Source organism: Hymenobacter sp. DG25A (assembly GCF_001280305.1).
GTDB lineage: Bacteria > Bacteroidota > Bacteroidia > Cytophagales > Hymenobacteraceae > Hymenobacter.
In genome coordinates this window covers 1,965,526-1,980,842 of sequence record NZ_CP012623.1, presented here as the reverse complement: position 1 = coordinate 1,980,842, position 15,317 = coordinate 1,965,526, and the positions used below count along the sequence as shown (strand labels likewise).

14 protein-coding genes are annotated in these 15,317 nt (G+C 59.7%); 11 read left to right on the top strand and 3 right to left on the bottom strand.

Annotation, left to right across the window (positions count from 1 at the left end):
* Nucleotides 1-53 precede the first annotated feature (53 nt).
* From AM218_RS08495 to AM218_RS08475, 5 genes are all read left to right on the top strand, one after another.
* Nucleotides 54-1,091 carry a lysylphosphatidylglycerol synthase transmembrane domain-containing protein gene (locus AM218_RS08495; RefSeq protein ID WP_071843883.1) on the top strand — a complete coding sequence of 346 codons (1,038 nt, stop codon included), beginning with the start codon at nt 54-56 and terminating at the stop codon, nt 1,089-1,091.
* Nucleotides 1,088-2,272 carry a glycosyltransferase gene (locus AM218_RS08490; RefSeq protein ID WP_054413477.1) on the top strand — a complete coding sequence of 395 codons (1,185 nt, stop codon included), beginning with the start codon at nt 1,088-1,090 and terminating at the stop codon, nt 2,270-2,272. The genes AM218_RS08495 and AM218_RS08490 overlap by 4 nt, the downstream gene beginning before the upstream one ends.
* Nucleotides 2,273-2,434: 162 nt before the next feature.
* On the top strand, nt 2,435-2,692 hold the full coding sequence (locus AM218_RS08485) for a helix-turn-helix domain-containing protein (protein WP_054413476.1): 258 nt from the start codon (nt 2,435-2,437) through the stop codon (nt 2,690-2,692).
* 2 nt (nt 2,693-2,694) lie between these two features.
* Complete coding sequence (locus AM218_RS08480) at nt 2,695-3,870, top strand: ABC transporter permease (protein ID WP_082318139.1); 1,176 nt, start codon at nt 2,695-2,697, stop codon at nt 3,868-3,870.
* Nucleotides 3,863-5,104, top strand: a complete 1,242-nt coding sequence (locus AM218_RS08475) for a PP2C family protein-serine/threonine phosphatase (protein WP_054413475.1) — start codon at nt 3,863-3,865, stop codon at nt 5,102-5,104. Before AM218_RS08480 ends, AM218_RS08475 begins: the two co-directional genes overlap by 8 nt.
* 130 nt (nt 5,105-5,234) lie before the next feature.
* Here the strand turns inward: AM218_RS08475 and AM218_RS08470 are convergent, their stop codons facing one another.
* Nucleotides 5,235-6,080 (bottom strand): universal stress protein, encoded by an 846-nt coding sequence (locus AM218_RS08470; protein WP_054413474.1) that lies wholly within the window; start codon nt 6,078-6,080, stop codon nt 5,235-5,237.
* 241 nt (nt 6,081-6,321) lie between these two features.
* Here AM218_RS08470 and AM218_RS17120 point away from each other — a divergent pair, with 241 nt between their 5' ends.
* The gene (locus AM218_RS17120) at nt 6,322-6,447 is read left to right on the top strand and encodes a hypothetical protein (RefSeq protein WP_262489756.1); all 126 of its coding nucleotides are present in this window, start codon (nt 6,322-6,324) and stop codon (nt 6,445-6,447) included.
* Nucleotides 6,448-6,498: 51 nt separating this feature from the next.
* On the opposite strand, the gene AM218_RS08465 is transcribed toward AM218_RS17120, so the two are convergent.
* On the bottom strand, nt 6,499-7,995 hold the full coding sequence (locus AM218_RS08465) for an O-antigen ligase family protein (protein WP_054413473.1): 1,497 nt from the start codon (nt 7,993-7,995) through the stop codon (nt 6,499-6,501).
* Complete coding sequence (locus AM218_RS08460) at nt 7,992-9,101, bottom strand: GumC domain-containing protein (RefSeq protein ID WP_054413472.1); 1,110 nt, start codon at nt 9,099-9,101, stop codon at nt 7,992-7,994. Before AM218_RS08460 ends, AM218_RS08465 begins: the two co-directional genes overlap by 4 nt.
* Before the next feature lie 79 nt (nt 9,102-9,180).
* Here AM218_RS08460 and AM218_RS08455 point away from each other — a divergent pair, with 79 nt between their 5' ends.
* From AM218_RS08455 to AM218_RS08435, 5 genes are all read left to right on the top strand, one after another.
* Nucleotides 9,181-10,710 (top strand): oligosaccharide flippase family protein, encoded by a 1,530-nt coding sequence (locus AM218_RS08455; RefSeq protein ID WP_082318138.1) that lies wholly within the window; start codon nt 9,181-9,183, stop codon nt 10,708-10,710.
* A gap of 92 nt (nt 10,711-10,802) precedes the next feature.
* On the top strand, nt 10,803-11,933 hold the full coding sequence (locus tag AM218_RS08450) for a glycosyltransferase family 4 protein (RefSeq protein ID WP_054413470.1): 1,131 nt from the start codon (nt 10,803-10,805) through the stop codon (nt 11,931-11,933).
* A gap of 369 nt (nt 11,934-12,302) precedes the next feature.
* Complete coding sequence (locus AM218_RS08445; protein ID WP_054413469.1) at nt 12,303-12,938, top strand: polysaccharide deacetylase family protein; 636 nt, start codon at nt 12,303-12,305, stop codon at nt 12,936-12,938.
* A gap of 10 nt (nt 12,939-12,948) precedes the next feature.
* Nucleotides 12,949-14,052, top strand: coding sequence for a glycosyltransferase (locus AM218_RS08440; protein WP_054413468.1), 1,104 nt, complete (start codon nt 12,949-12,951; stop codon nt 14,050-14,052).
* 436 nt (nt 14,053-14,488) lie between these two features.
* Complete coding sequence (locus tag AM218_RS08435) at nt 14,489-15,256, top strand: TatD family hydrolase (RefSeq protein WP_054413467.1); 768 nt, start codon at nt 14,489-14,491, stop codon at nt 15,254-15,256.
* The last annotated feature ends 61 nt before the right edge of the window (nt 15,257-15,317 follow it).

The following is a 15,317-nucleotide window of genomic DNA, read 5'->3' as shown; positions in this document are numbered from 1 at the left end:
ATTGCGTAGGGCTGGATAACTTGCCAGCTGAGTACGCCAAATCCGCCACCATTTTGCCCCCCGAACCACTACAAAACTACGCACGAAAGCCGGAAGAATCTGCGCGTCGTCGGCGCGTATGGGTGGTGGGCGGCAAATTGATCATCACGCTGCTCACGCTGGGGCTGCTGTACCATTCCGTATTTGCGGATAAAGCCACGGCCGCGGCCTGGCGGCAGCTACTCAGCTCCACACTAACCGGGGCGGGCCGCGGGCCGGTGCTGGCCGCACTGGCGCTGGTGCCCGTCAACTGGGGCCTGGAAGCCTGGAAGTGGTGGCGGCTGGCCCGGCATCTGGAGCCGGTTTCTTTCCGCCGCAGCTTCCGGGCCGTGCTGGTGGGCCTCACGCTGGGCTTCGTTACTCCCAACCGCGTGGGCGACTACGCCGGCCGCATCATCGAGCTCAAAAGCCGCCGGCTGGATGCCCTAGGCGCGGTTTTCCTGGGCCGATACTGCCAGATGGTAGCAACTATGCTGGCGGGCACGGCCGGGCTGCTCTACTTTCTGCTCACGTTCTATCTAACTGGTTATCCTGCCTCCAAGTTGGGGGTGATAGGGGCGGCCATAATTATTAATATAGCCCTGCTGGTGCCGTTGTATCGCAGCCGGTTGCTGCTGGCGGCCCTAACGCTGGTGCGGCCCCTGCGGCGCTTTCGGCGCTATCTGGCGGTTATGCCTACTTATCCGGCCAGTTTGCTGCACTCCGTTTTAGCCGTATCAGGGCTGCGGTATCTGGTGTTTTGCGGCCAGTTTATGCTGTTGTTGTGGGCCTATGGCGCCCGGCCGGAAGTAGGGCCGGGGCTGTCGGCCATTGCGGGTACTTTGCTGCTGAAATCCCTTGTGCCTTCGCTAAATGCCTTGGCAGATGTAGGCGTGCGGGAGTTATCGGCTACCCACTTATTTGGCTTGCTGGGCCAACCAGTACTGCCGGTGCTCAGTGCCAGCCTGAGCCTGTGGGTTATCAATATTGCCCTGCCCAGCGCGGCCGGGCTGCTGTTCGTGCTGCGGGTGAAAGTGTTCCGGAAAAAGGGTAATAAAGAATCTGCCTCGTGAGCGGGCTGACGGTTGTTTTGGGCTTGGTGCTGGTGGTGCCACCATTGCTCTATGCGGTGGCCATGCTACGCTTTCGGCAAGCCTGGCAGCAGCTTCCGGCATTGCCCATGCTGCTACATTCGCCTAAGCAAAATCAGGCGGAAGTCTCGGTTTCTGTAGGAGACATTCCTAAAATATCAGTGCTGATAGCCGCCCGCAACGAGGCCGGCAACCTGCCGGGCTTACTGCAGGACCTGCAGGCGCAAACCCTGCCGGCCGCACGGTTTGAAGTAATTGTGGTGGATGATTATTCCTCCGATACAACTGCCTCCCTGGTGCGGCAGTGGGCGGAACAGGTGTCCTTCAGCCTGCGTCTGCTGGCTTTGTCGGATGCTCCGGGGCAAGGCACCGGAAAAAAAGCCGCCCTGGAAGCGGCCCTGGCCGTGGCCCAGGCCCCCTGGGTGGTTTGCACCGATGCCGACTGCCGTGTGCCTGCCGACTGGCTGCGGCTGCATGCCCTGGCGGCTTCTAACCCCGCCACGCACCTGGTAAGCGCCCCGGTGCGGCTAACGGGTTCCGGCTGGCTGGCGCAATTGCAGGCGTTGGAAATGGCCGGGCTGGTAGGAGTGGGAGCCGCCGGCATCGGGCAAAAAGCCCCTACCATGTGCAACGGCGCTAATCTGGGCTACCGGCGCAGCACCTTTACCGCCGTGGGCGGTTTTGCCGGCAACTCTCACCTGGCCAGCGGCGACGATGAATTCCTGCTGCATAAAATTCAGCAGCGCTACCCCAGCGGCGTTCAGTTTTTGAAAGAATCCAACGCCACGGTCAGCACCGCTACTCAACCCACCATTCCGGCTTTGCTTCGGCAGCGGGTGCGCTGGGCCAGCAAATGGCCGCACTACCAGACCACGGCCCCCCAACGCCTGGCGGTATTGGTGCTGCTGACCAACCTGGCGCTTTTCCTGGGGCTGGTTTCGCTGCTGCTCTGGCCCGCGCTATGGCCCTGGGTGGCAGGCGGCTGGCTCCTGAAGCTGGGGGCTGATGTGGTTTTCCTGCGGCCCGTGCTGCGGCTGCTGGGCCGCCAGGAGTTACTTTGGTGGTTGCTGCCGCTGCAGCTGCTTTATGCGCCGTATGCGCTGGCCGTGGCCCTGGCGGCCCGCCGCGGACAATACCAGTGGAAAGGCCGGCAGGTAACTTAGGGGTTAGGACTTAGGGTTTAGATGTTTAACCGTTGTGCAGTTCAATAATGTACAAGACAAGTGATAATCACCCTCACTCTATTACCTAATCCCTAAGTTCTAATTCCTGACAACTCGCCTTCCTGCGTTACATTTGCTTACTTCACATCAGCCCCTGCTGCCTTGACCGACGCCGAATTCGATATCCTCGACGAGCTGTACTTCGTCACTTCCTTCCGCGACCTGCTCCAGAAAACCGGCCTTGCTACCGCCGAGCTGGAGCAGCATCTGCGCAGCCTGCTGGAAAAAGGCCTGGTGCGCAGCTACTGGCCCGACCCCGATACCGAGCTGGCCTATGAGCCCACTTCCTTCGGGGCCATTGGCCGGGATGCTTACTTCCTGGCCTCCAAAGAAGGCCTGCTGCAGCACAATACCCGCTAACCGTGGCCGCCATTACTGCACCTGCACCTACTACTGCGCGGCCACCCAGCTACTATGTGCGCCAGCGCCTGCTCGGCAACAAGCCGGCTATGTTCGGGCTGGGCTTTATTGCGCTGTGCACGCTCATTGCGGTGCTGGGCTACTGGGTGCTACCCGATAATTCGCCTTCGGCCAACAACAGCATTGTGCAGCTGCAAAAAGAGCCACCCGGCTTCCAGGCTACCATTCTGCGCCTGCCGGCCCCCAAGGATTCCGTTTCCGCCGATAACGTATTTCTAACCTGGTGGCAGGGCCGGGCGCCGCGCTACGCCGAGCAGCCTATCGGCAGCTACCGCATCGTAGGTGATTCGCTCATTACCGAGCCCTACCGCAACCACTCCGCGCTGGCGGATAAGTCGCGCCGGTATTCGCTGGCGCAGATAACGGGGCATACCGGTTCGGCTGCCGAGCTGCGCCAGGAAGTGGAGGAAACCCACATTGTGCACCGCACCTATTGGCTGGGTACCGACAAAGCCGGCCGCGACGAGCTGAGCCGCCTACTGCTGGGCACGCGCATCTCCCTGGGCATCGGGCTGGTAGCCGTGCTGATTTCCTTGGCGCTGGGCATGCTAATTGGGGCCGTGGCCGGCTACGTGGGCGGCTGGGTAGATAGTTTGCTGCTGGGGCTGATGACGGTGGTGTGGAGCATTCCGGGCATTATGCTGGTTATTGCCATTTCCCTGGCCCTGGACAGCAAAGGCGTCTGGACGTCGTTTGTGGCCGTGGGGCTTACCATGTGGGTAGATGTGGCCCGCGTAGTGCGGGGCCAGATGCTGAGCCTGCGCACCACAACCTTTGTGGAGGCGGGCCGCGTACTAGGCTTGCCGCAAAGCCGCCTGATTGCGCGCCACCTGCTCCCCAATATGACCGGCCCGCTGATTGTAATTGCAACGAGTAACTTTGCGGCGGCCATTCTGCTGGAAGCCGGCCTCAGCTTTCTGGGGCTGGGCGTGCAGCCGCCGGCTCCATCCTGGGGCCTGATGGTGAATGAAGGCTTTCAGCTGCTGGGCACGCAGGCCGGCCTGTGGCTGACTTTGCTGCCCGGGCTGGCCATCAGCCTGCTGGTCCTTAGCTTTAATCTGCTCGGCAACGGCCTGCGCGACGCCTACGATCCGAAAACCCCGCTTTCCCATGCCTGAATCAGCCCGCCTTATTTCGCTCGAAAAACGCTTCTTTCTGAAAGAGCGTGAGCTGAACGCCTTACTGGAAATCACGCAGTCCATCAACCAGGACTCGCCGGAGGGTGCGCTGTACAAAATATTCCAGTTCACCCTGCTGGGCCAACTGAATGTGCGCCGCCTAGTGCTGTATGTGCAGGAAGAAGGGGAGTGGCAGTGCATGCTTTCCTTTGGCGCCGGCCTGCCCGATTTCAAGAAGCTGCCCGTGCCCGCCCTGGTGCGGGAGCAAACCCAGCTGCAGCCCTGCGCGGTAGCCGACCTCCAGCTGGGGCCGGAGTGGCAGCTGCTGGAAACCCTGATTCCGGTACTGCAGAATGGCGAGGTGCTGGCTTATATCCTCATCGGTAATGTGCACGAGGACTACGCCGATGGCGAAGCCACCAAGTTTCTGGAAACCCTGAGCAATATCCTGCTGGGCGCCATTGAAAATCGCCGCCTGGCCCGGCAGCGAGTAGCGGCTGCCGCCATGCGCAAGGAAATTGAAATTGCCCAGGAGGTGCAGACTATGCTCTTCCCGCGCAAGCTCCCCAACGATGCCCAAGTGGCCGTGCATGCCAGCTACGTGCCCCACACGGCCATTGGCGGCGACTATTACGACGTGGTCGTTATTGACGAAGAGCGGTTTCTGTTCTGCGTGGCCGATGTATCCGGGAAAGGCGTGCCGGCTTCCTTGCTGATGTCGAACTTCCAGGCCGGGCTGCGCACGCTGCTGCGCCAGGGCGTGGAGCTGGCCACGGTGGTAGCCGAGCTGAACAATCTGATTTACTGCAATGCCGTGTCAGAGAAGTTTATCACGGCGTTTTTCGGCATTTACAACCGCACCACGCGGGAGCTGCAATACGTGAATGCCGGCCACAACTCGCCCATTCTGCTGCAGGACGACGACACGGTGGAATACCTGGCCGATGGGGCCACCATGCTGGGTATTATGGACGAGCTACCCTTCCTGAAAGTGTCGCGCATCACCATTCGCCCAAAAGCCCTGCTACTGACTTACACCGATGGCCTGACGGAAGTATTCAACAAAGCCGGCGACGAGTATGGCGAAGAAGGCGTGCTGGATTTCCTGCGCCGTTCCCGCTACCTGCCCCTGCGCACCCTGCACACCGAAGTGCTAGATGAGATTCGCAATTTCAACGTGAAAGGCAATCAGTTTGCCGATGATATTACCATTCTCAGCTGCCGCTTTAAGTAAGGTTTTTCAGCTCTGCTGAAACAGCGGCATCAAGCGAAATCCCCATTCACCAGAAGCCTGTTCTGGTGAATGGGGATTTCGCTGTTTGAACGTAATTGCCGGCGTATGTAACTGGTATCGTGTCAGAAACTTAAGTGCGCAGCGTTAAAACGGGTACATTGGTGTGGGTGGCCACGTTTTCAGCGGTGTTGGCATGCCAAAGGTGGCTCAGACCGGTGTGCCCGTGCGTGAGCATCACCACTAAATCGGCGTGGGCCTGCTCAGCAAAGCGGGGGATGCCTTCGCGCACCCGGGGCGCATCAATTACATCGGGCTCATAATTGTCCAGCTCGTGGCGGCTGGCAAAGGAGTGAATGCGCTGCAGCGGGGCTTCGTGGCTGCGTCCGGGGGCTACCACATCCAGCAGGTGCAGCTTGGCGTCCGGGAACAACTCCTGCAGCTCCCGCAGCTGCGGTACCATGCGGTCAGCCTCATCCGAGAAATCAGAGGCTACTACCAGGTGCTGCACGTCGAAGTTAGGCTGGGCGTGTTTTACGGTGAGCACCGGGCAGGGAGCCAGCTGCACTACTTTTTCGGTATTGGAGCCCACCCACCAGGGACGGGACTTGGTGGGCGGTTGGGTGCCCATGACCACCAGGTCAATGTCGTGGGAGCGGATGGTGTCCAGAATGGCCGTGGTCAGACTTTCGGTACTGATGACTTCATCCAGTTCAATATTATTGAAGCGGCGCAGGGCTTCGCGCATCAGCTCGTGCATTTTGAACTTCACATTCTGCAGCAGCCGGATGGCAAATACATCATCCATGCCGTCGCCCTTGCTGCCACTGCCGCTGGACACAAACCCCGATCCGCCGGGCAAGTCCGGCTTATGAAGCAGCACCACGCGGCCGCCTACCCGCTGTGCCAGTTGCAGCGCTACCTCAAAAGCATGGTGCGCTTCGGGGGTGAAATTGGTGGGGACGAGGAAGTTTTTCATAACGCTGGAGGGAGGGGAGAGATGGTGCTACATCTTTTTAATTATGTTATAATATGAATATAAAATTGCATTGTCAATGCATCGCCCTTAGTAACAGGCGTTTGTTTTAACCTGCCGTGTCTGTTCGCCTTTATAAGCGGGAAAATGACTGCGGAAAGCCAGGAGCAACCAATATTTTGCGGGGCCGTCCTATTAGAATACCTTTTCTTATCTTATTCCGTCCTCCAGTAAGGTTATAGCTATGAAACTCCCCGGCCTGAACCGCCCGCCCCGCAGAACCTCCTCCGATAACTATGCTAAATGGGGCTGGTACACCATGGCAGCCATTGCTCTGCTATGGATTCTCTACAACATTTTCTACCGCTAGCGCCTGCTACCGCAGATTAAAAGCGGCGTAAGCAGCCTGCTTTCCGTCGCCTCAGATGCGCGCGGCAGCCTCTTCCTCCAGAAGACTGGCCGCCGGCTGTGAAACCCACTCCTGCACCCGAATGAGGATAACCAGGGCTATAAAGAAGAAGGAGCCGATTTTATCCACTTCCACCAGCTCATTCAAGAGCAGGTGGAACACAATAATGTAGAAAGAAAGGCCCGCCGCCAGCACAATGTTGCGCAGGGCCGGGGCCGCGCTCTGGTGGTAAAGCCGCTCAATAAGCAACAGCGCAGTGCTTAACAGCAAAACAAAAAGCAACAGCCCGGGTAAGCCCTGCTCGGCCAGCAGCAGCAGGAAGTAATTGTGCGTGGTAGAGCGCTCGGGGTTGTCGCTGACGTAGGTGCGGAAGCTCTTGACGGTATAGTGCTTGTACTCCGGGTAAAAGGTGCTGGGGCCGGTGCCGGTAATGGGCTTATCATGAAACATGCGCGCGGCCGCTACCCAGCGGTACAGCCGCTCCATGCCCGATACATCTTCCAGCTTGTAAGTGGCCTCCAAGTGCTTCTCGAAGTTGTCACCGTAGAACACCGTTTTCTCATAATCGGGGGCGTAGAGCAGGTACTTGTTCTGCTGCACAAAGTAGACCACTGCCAGTAAGGTGGCCAGGGCCGAGCCGATGAGCACCAGGCGCGTAAGCCGCCAGCGAATGATGTAGTAAAAGCCTACCGAGAGGACCACCGCCAGAATAGAAGCCCGGGTGTAGGAGGTGAATACCCCAAACATAAACAGCCAAAAAGCCCCCAGCCACAGCCGACGGCCCCAGCGTGTGTGGGCCGCCCGGGCCGCGTACCAGGCATACGGAATCAGCAGCGCCAGCGTGGCGGCGTAGATAACGTGGTTCCGGTAAAACGGCTGCACGGCGTCATGAATGGTATCGAAAGTAAAGCCGCTGCCGGCGTGCCGCACCACGCTGTAGAGGGTGGAGAGAGCCACGCCCAAGGTATAGCAGCCCACTACCCGCCACACATGGGCGGGGCGTTGCACTACCAACCACGTAACCAGCCCAAAAGGAATGAGGTACCAGGTTTTGGCCAGTAGGTACTTCACTGATTTCAGGGTATCCACGGAAACCAGCATGGAAGTGGCAGCCCACAGCCAGGCCAGAATTACCAGCAGCACCAGCGGGTGCGCCAGCAACCGCCGGGGCAGACGGATGGCCCCGCTGATGAGGGCGGCCAGGCAGCAGCCGGTCACCAGCAGCATCAGCGGCTCTGAGGGAATATCAGTGCTGAGCCCGTTGGGGAGGTGGATTTCGTGAGAAAAGGCCAGCGAGAATAGCAGCAGGTAATAGGCCCAGCGCCAATCGTGCAGCAGGGCCACCGCGGCGGGCACCACAAAGGGCACCAGCCACCAGCCCGGCACATCGGCCAGCAGTGCTATGCTGCCGCACACCAGCAACAACCCTACAAAGGCCGCGTACAGCCCCGTCTGAGCATCAGCAGGAAGGTGGCGCCGCCACGCAGCCGGCAGCGTCAGGCGGTTCATTCCGCGTATTCCCGTTCGCGCCGGGCGCTAAATTCCGGAACCCGGGTGCGGGTGAGCTCCAGCAAACTCACCGCAATAACGGACAGTACCAGCATAACCGTCACCGACCCAACCACAATCAGCCAACGGATGGGCTGGGATTTGCGCAGGGCCGGGTAGGCCTTTTGCACGGTATAGATGGAAGAAATCCGGTTGCGCAGGCTGACTTCCGTGTCTTCGTAGGCGCCGCGGGCTTTTACCAGACGCTCCTGCAGGTCCAGAAAACGGGCGTAGAGCGTGCTGACATCGTCGGCGGCGCTCAGGTAGTTTTCCAGGTTGATGCGGTTGCCACCCTCGGCCGTGGTAAGGTTGCGCAGGGCGCGACGCAGGCCGGCCACGCGGGCCGCAGAGCCGCCGCCGGCGGCTACTTCGCCCTCAGCCCGCTGCAGGTCGGTTTCCGTTTCCACCACTTCCTTGGCCAGGTAGCGCGACTCCCGGTCCATGCCAAACACGCCGTAGCGCTTGCGGCTATTCACCAGACTGTCGCGGGTGAGCTGGTACTGTGTTTTAAGATAGGCGTAGCGCGACTGGTACAGGGCCAGTACTTTGCGGCGGTTCTCGGTGGTCAGCTGCTGGTTAATGCTGTCAATAATCTGCACCAGCGTGTTAGCCACCTTAGCCGCCAGAAACTTGTCCTGATCAATAAAAGTCAGCTCAATAGCGTCGCGCTCTGAGGGAATAATGCTCAGGTTGCTGCTGAACTTATCCAGCACGGCCTGGTGCACTTTGTCGGTGTTATCGTCGCCCAAACCATAATGCTGCTTTAAATTAAACTTGCGCACCACCTGCTCGGCCACGGGCAGGGAAGTGCCAATAGTGATGATGCGGTCCAGGTCGGCGGCCGTTCCGCCGGGCTCCAGCTTGGCGCCTTCCGCCACAATCTGGTCGGGGTCGGTGCTTTGGGGGGCGGTGGGGTAAAATACGGCGGTTGATTTATACTGATTAGGCAGCAGGAAAGCTACCACCGTGCTCACCAGCAGCGTGAGGAGCAAAGCCCGCAGCACAGGCTTTTTCCAGCGGCTGAGCAGCGGCCATAAATGAAGAAGCGAATAAGAGGAATCAGGCATACGGGCAGAATGACAAGTATCAGGTAGCAGAGGCCGCTAGCACACAACCGGGGCCCCGAATAACATTTTAGTAGCAGCAGTGCGGCACGTCAGCCGCGCCGGAAAAATAGCACAAGAATCATCGAAGGCCGAAAAATACGCATTGTTCGGTGCCAATCGTATTTTTGCCGTCCACTCAGCGGCAAGTAGCATCAAAAAGTTTTTCGAAAATATCAGCTTCGTCGTGCTGCTCAACCTGCTGGTAAAGCCTGGCTGGGTAGTGGTGGAAAACCTGGTGCAGGACCGGCTGGGCCACGCGGCCTTCGGTACGTTTACCGCCTTGTACGCCCTTACGCTCATCTTTGCATCGGTTTCTGACTTAGGCATGACGCAGCACGCCACCAAGCGCGTGGCTGCCGATGCCACGTTTCTGCCGGAGTATTTCCCCACCATTCTGCCTCTGAAAGGCTGGCTTTCCCTGGCCTTTCTGGGCCTGATTGTGGCCACCGGTTTTGTGCTGGGCTACCGCGGGCACACGCTCACGCTGCTGGCGCTAACCGGCGCCGGGCTGCTACTCATGCAATACACGCAGTTTTTGCGCGGCACGTTGCAGGCCAGCCAGCGCTTTAATACCGATGCCCTGCTTTCTGTGCTGGAAAAAGTGCTGCTGCTGGCGCTGGTGCTTTTGCTGCTGCCGGCGGGCCTTACGCTGGATAGCTACATTGGGGCCCGCACGGTGGCCACGCTGCTCACTTTTCTGGTGCTGTATGTATTGGTGTCAAGGCTGTTTGGGTGGCAGCGCTACCGCCTGCGCTGGCAGCATGCCCGCACCGTGCTCAGGCAAAGCCTGCCCTTCGCCCTCATCACGCTCCTGTATGGCCTGAACGAGCGGATTGATATGGTAATGCTGGAGCGCCTGGCCTCTCCGCAGGAGGCCGGCTACTATGCCGGCGCCTACCGCTGGGTAGATGCCGTGATGATGTACCTCTGGACGGTGCTGCCCCTGTTCTTTGCCAAATTTGCCCACGCCAGTGCCCGCCCCTCGGAGCAGCGCGAGCTGCTATGGTTTGGGCAGCGCATTATAACTGTGCCGCTGCTGTTTGTGTGTGCGTTTGTGCTGTTTCGGGGCGAGGTGCTGTTCTGGCAGTTCACGCACAGTACCCCGGCCGAAATTGCACACATGGCTTTCTGCCTGAAAATTCTGTTTGTGAATGTGCTGGTGCACGCCTTTTTCGCAATCTATAGCACGCTGCTCACCAGCACCAATCAGGAGCGTGCCGTGAGTGCACTGGTAGCCGGCAGCATTGTGCTGAACGTGGGCCTGAACCTGCTGCTGCTGCCCCGTTTCGGGGCCACGGCCGCCGCACTGAATACGCTGTGGTGCGCTTTGTTTGTGTCTATTGGCTACGTGGCGCTGGTACGGGGCCGGGCGCGGGTAGCTATTCCGTGGTCGTTGCTGGGCCGCCTGGGGCTGGCCTTTGGCCTGTTGGCCGCGGTGTGGTATGGCCTGCAGATGTGGCTGCACCAGTGGCTGTTAGAGTCCCTTGGTGCGGGGCTGGCGTTCGGTTTGATTCTGCTGCTACTGCGCATTGTGAAAGTGGAGGAGTTGCGGGCGGTATTGCGTCGCTAAGCATCCGGGGCAGTTGTTAAAACGGCGAGGCCCGCGGGCGTGAGCGGCTGATTGTCTATTTTGCTGCTCTTTCACTGCTCAATCCTACCTGCGTGCACATTGCCGTCAACACCCGTTTCCTGCTGCCCGGCGACAAGCTGGAAGGCATCGGGCGTTTCACATTTGAAACGCTGCAGCGGCTGGTACGGCAGCATCCCGAGCACACCTTTCATTTTCTGTTTGATCGGGAGTTTGATAAGCGCTACCTCTTCGGGCCCAACGTAGTGCCGCACGTGCTGTCCCCGCCGGCCCGGCATCCGTTTCTGTATGTGCTGTGGTTTGAAGTGGCCGTGGCCGCGTGGCTGCTGCGCTTTCGGCCGGCCGTATTCCTCAGCCCCGATGGCTACACCACGCTGAATACCAGCGTGCCCCGCGTTACGGTGATTCACGACCTGGCTTTTGAGCACTTTCCGCAGGATATAGGCACCCTGCAGCGCTGGTACTACCACTTCTTTGTTCCGCGCTTTGCCCGCGCCTCTGCCCGGGTGGTAGCCGTGTCTGAAGCTACCCGCCAGGACCTCATCCAAACCTACCAAATCCCCGCCGACCGGATCCGGGTAGTCTACAACGCCGCCGACGACCATTTTCAGCCCCAGCCACCCCAGGTGCAGCAGGATACCCGGGACCGGTTCAGTGCGGGCAAGCCGTATTTTCTGTTTGTGGGGGCCCTGCAGCCGCGCAAAAATCTGGTGAATCTGCTGCGCGCTTTTGATCTGTTTAAGGCGCGTACCGGCTCGCCGGCCAAGCTGCTCATCGTGGGCCGCACGGCCTGGCAGGCGGGGCCCATTTTTGAGGTATACCGCGAGCTGCAGCACCGCCGCGACGTGCACCTCACCGGCCGCGTAACCGACGTAGAGTTGGTGCAGCTCTACGCGGCCGCGCTGGCCGCTGCCTACGTGCCATATTTCGAAGGCTTTGGCATTCCCATCATCGAGGCGCAGGCCTGTGGCTGCCCCGTCATCACTTCCAACTGCAGCTCCCTGCCCGAAGTAGCCGGCGGCGCCGCCCAGCTGGTAGACCCGTTCTCGGTGGAGTCTATTGCCGAGGGGCTGGTGTTGGTGCACGGCTCCGCCACCCGCCGTCAGGAGCTGGTGTGCCTGGGGCACGAAAACACGAAACGTTTTTCCTGGGACCAGAGCGCAGCCAGACTCTGGCAGGTGTTGCTGGAAGTAGCAGAGAAGTAAGAAGAATAAACCCCTTAACGACATGCAGAGCATGTGGCGCATCGTTGCTGAATATAGGCCGTCCTGTCGAGCATGTGGCGCATCAAGCCAGGATCGAGACATCTCGCGTGCTGATGTTGTAGTGCTATTGTCATGCTGAGCCTGTCTAAGCATCTCGCCCGCTTCGTTGCGCCTCACCCCAACCCCTCACCGCAGAAAAGAAGGGGCTTCGATTACTATTACAACATCAGCACGCGAGATGTCTCGATCCTGGCTTGATGCGCCACATGCTCAACAGGACGGCCTTTAAACATGACGTTCTTATTGTCTGGTGTGCCGTACCTTCGTGCCGTTAAACTCTGCTAGCACTTCACTCAGAACTCAAAAACCATGCGTTTGCACCGAATGCCGGCCCCTATGCGCCGCCTGTTGCCGGAAGCGCTCTGGGATATGCCGGTAGGCGGGGAGAAGGTCCTGTATCTAACGTTCGACGACGGCCCCATTCCTGAAGAAACGCCTTTCGTGCTGGAGCAACTGGCCCTTTTCAACGCCCAGGCCACCTTCTTTTGCGTGGGCGAAAACCTGGAGCGCCACCCCGATATTGCCCGCCAGGTGCTGGACGCCGGGCATCGTCTGGCCAACCATACCTATCACCACCTCAGCGGCTGGACATCCTCCCGCGCCAACTACCTGGCCGATATCACCCGGTGCCAGCAGGCCTTGGATGCCGTGCTGCCCGCCCCCGAAACCCGGCCCTTGCTGCGCCCGCCCTACGGCCGCATCACCATTCCGCTGGCCCGCCACCTGCATGCTACCCACCAACTGGTGATGTGGGATGTCCTCACCTGCGACTACGACGCCACCTACGATTCCGAGGAGTGCCTGCTCACCTCCATCAGTCTGACCAAGCCCGGCTCCATCGTCGTGTTTCACGACAGCCTGAAAGCCAGCCGCAACCTGCGCTATGTGCTGCCGCGCTACCTGGCCCACTTTGCGGCGTTGGAGTACCAGTTTGCCGCTTTATAATTCCGGGTTGATGGTCGCGGCACTCACGCTGTATCTGGCAGTCTGGTTTCTGATACTGAGTGCGTCCACGCTGTTGTTTGCGCTGCGCCGCAGCCCGGCCCCGCTGCCGCTGCCCGCTTCGCTGCCGCGCATAAATATCCTCATTGCCGCCCGTAATGAAGAAGCCGCCATTGGCCGCTGTCTGCATCATATTCGCCAGCTTCACTACCCCCCGGAGCTGATAGAAATACTGGTGGGGGATGATGCCTCTTCCGACCGCACCCGCGCCCTGGCCGAGCGGGCCATGCAGAACTATGCCGGCACCTTTCGCTGCGTGCCTATCACGGATACCATGGGCACGGCCCTGGGCAAGGCCAACGTGCTGGCTCATCTGGCCCGCCTTGCCACCACGGAGTATTTCTTTATAACCGACGCCGATATTGCCGTGCCCGCTTCTTGGCTGACCGGCCTTCTGGCGCACACGCAGCCTGGGGTAGGCACCGTTACCGGCCTCACACTGGTAGAAGGCCCGCGCCTCTTTGATCAATTGCAGGGGCTGGATTGGCTGCTGTCCCTGGGGCTGGTGCAGGTGGTTTCCGATTTTGGCCGCCCGGTTACGGCCATGGGCAACAACATGCTGATAACCCGCACTGCCTACGAGGCCACCGGCGGCTACGAGCGGCTCCCCTTTTCGGTGACGGAAGATTATGAGCTGTTCCAAGCCGTGCTGCGGCAGGGTTTCAGCTTCCGGAACGTATTTCGGCCCGAAGTGCTGGCCATTTCCTTACCCATGCCGTCCGTAAGCGGGCTGCTACACCAGCGCCGCCGCTGGCTGTGTGGGGTAGAGGGGCTGCCGTGGTGGCTGCAGGCCGGCTTGCTGGTGTATTCCGGCTTTTATCCGGTCCTGCTGATGCTGGCCATGGTGGTTGGGCCCGTGCCCGCTCTGCTTGTTTTAGGCGCGAAAATGCTGTTGCAAGGAGTATTAGTGGCGCTCTGCTTTCGCCGGGTTGGTAGGCGTGCTCCTTTGCGGCTGCTTCCGCTGTTCGAATTCTACACGCTCGGGCTTACCGTTGGTTTGGTGCTGTTTCGGCTGCTGCCTATTCGGTTTGAGTGGAAAGGCCGGCGGTATAAGTAGGGAAGAAGCCGGCCAATGAAAGCGCGCTGGAACTTGAATGATATCTAACAATATCAAACCAGAACGGCATGCCGAGCGAAAGCGAGGAATCTCGCGTGCTTACGTTGCCATAGTAATTGTCATGCTGAGCTTGTCGAAGCATCTCTACCGCTTCACCTGTCATCCTGAGCTTTGCGAAGGAACATCTCACGCAAGCACGATAATCGTCATAACGAACTCGTAGTGACGGGAGAAGGTCCTTCGCAAAGCTCAGAATGACAGACAAGGTGGCAATGTCAGCACACGAGATTCCTCGCTTTCGCTCGGCATGCCGTTCTGGTTTGTGCTGCCCCTTCCTCGCTCCGCAGCCTGTATTCGCCTGCCCGTCGCCTACCTTTGCAAAACCATCCGTTGCCTACTTATGGCAGCTGACAAACCGCAACCGGCAACTGAACCTATGCACCTTACCGATTCGCACGCCCACGTTTATTCCGAGCAGTTTAAAACCGACCGTGACGATATGCTGCATCGCGCCCTGGAGGCCGGCGTAAGCACCATCGTGATGCCCAACATCGACCACACCAGCATTGATATGATGCTGGAAACCGAAGCCCGCTTTCCGCAGCTGTGCTTTGCCATGATGGGCCTGCATCCCTGCTCCGTTAATAAAGACTTTGAGCGGGAATTGTACCTGGTGGAGGAATGGTTGGGCAAGCGGCCGTTTGCGGCGGTAGGGGAGTGCGGCATTGATTTGTACTGGGACAAAACTACTCTGGGCTGGCAGCAGGAAGCCCTGCGGGTGCAGATTCAGTTGGCCAAAAAGCACAAGCTCCCCCTTGTGCTGCACACGCGTGACGCCTTTCAGGAAACCGCCGAGCTGGTGGAAGCCGCCCAGGATGGGACGCTCCAGGGCGTGTTTCACTGCTTTTCCGGCTCCCGCGCCGAGGCCGAGCGGGTCATCAAGATGGGCTTTAAGCTGGGCATCGGGGGCGTGGCTACGTTCAAAAACGGAGGCCTGGATAAGGTGCTGCCGGGCCTGGAGCTAGAGCACCTGCTGCTGGAAACCGACTGCCCGTATCTGGCGCCCGTGCCGCACCGCGGTAAGCGCAACGAGCCCGCCTACCTTCCGCTGGTGGCCCGCCGCGTGGCTGACCTGCTGGGCCGGGATGTGGAAGAGGTAGCCGAAGCCACCACCCGCAACGCACAGGCCTTGTTCAGCCTGTAGCAAAAGTTGCGTGCGGGCGTGGGAAAAGCGTGGGCAAAGCCCTAGCTTGCCAATGCGCCGG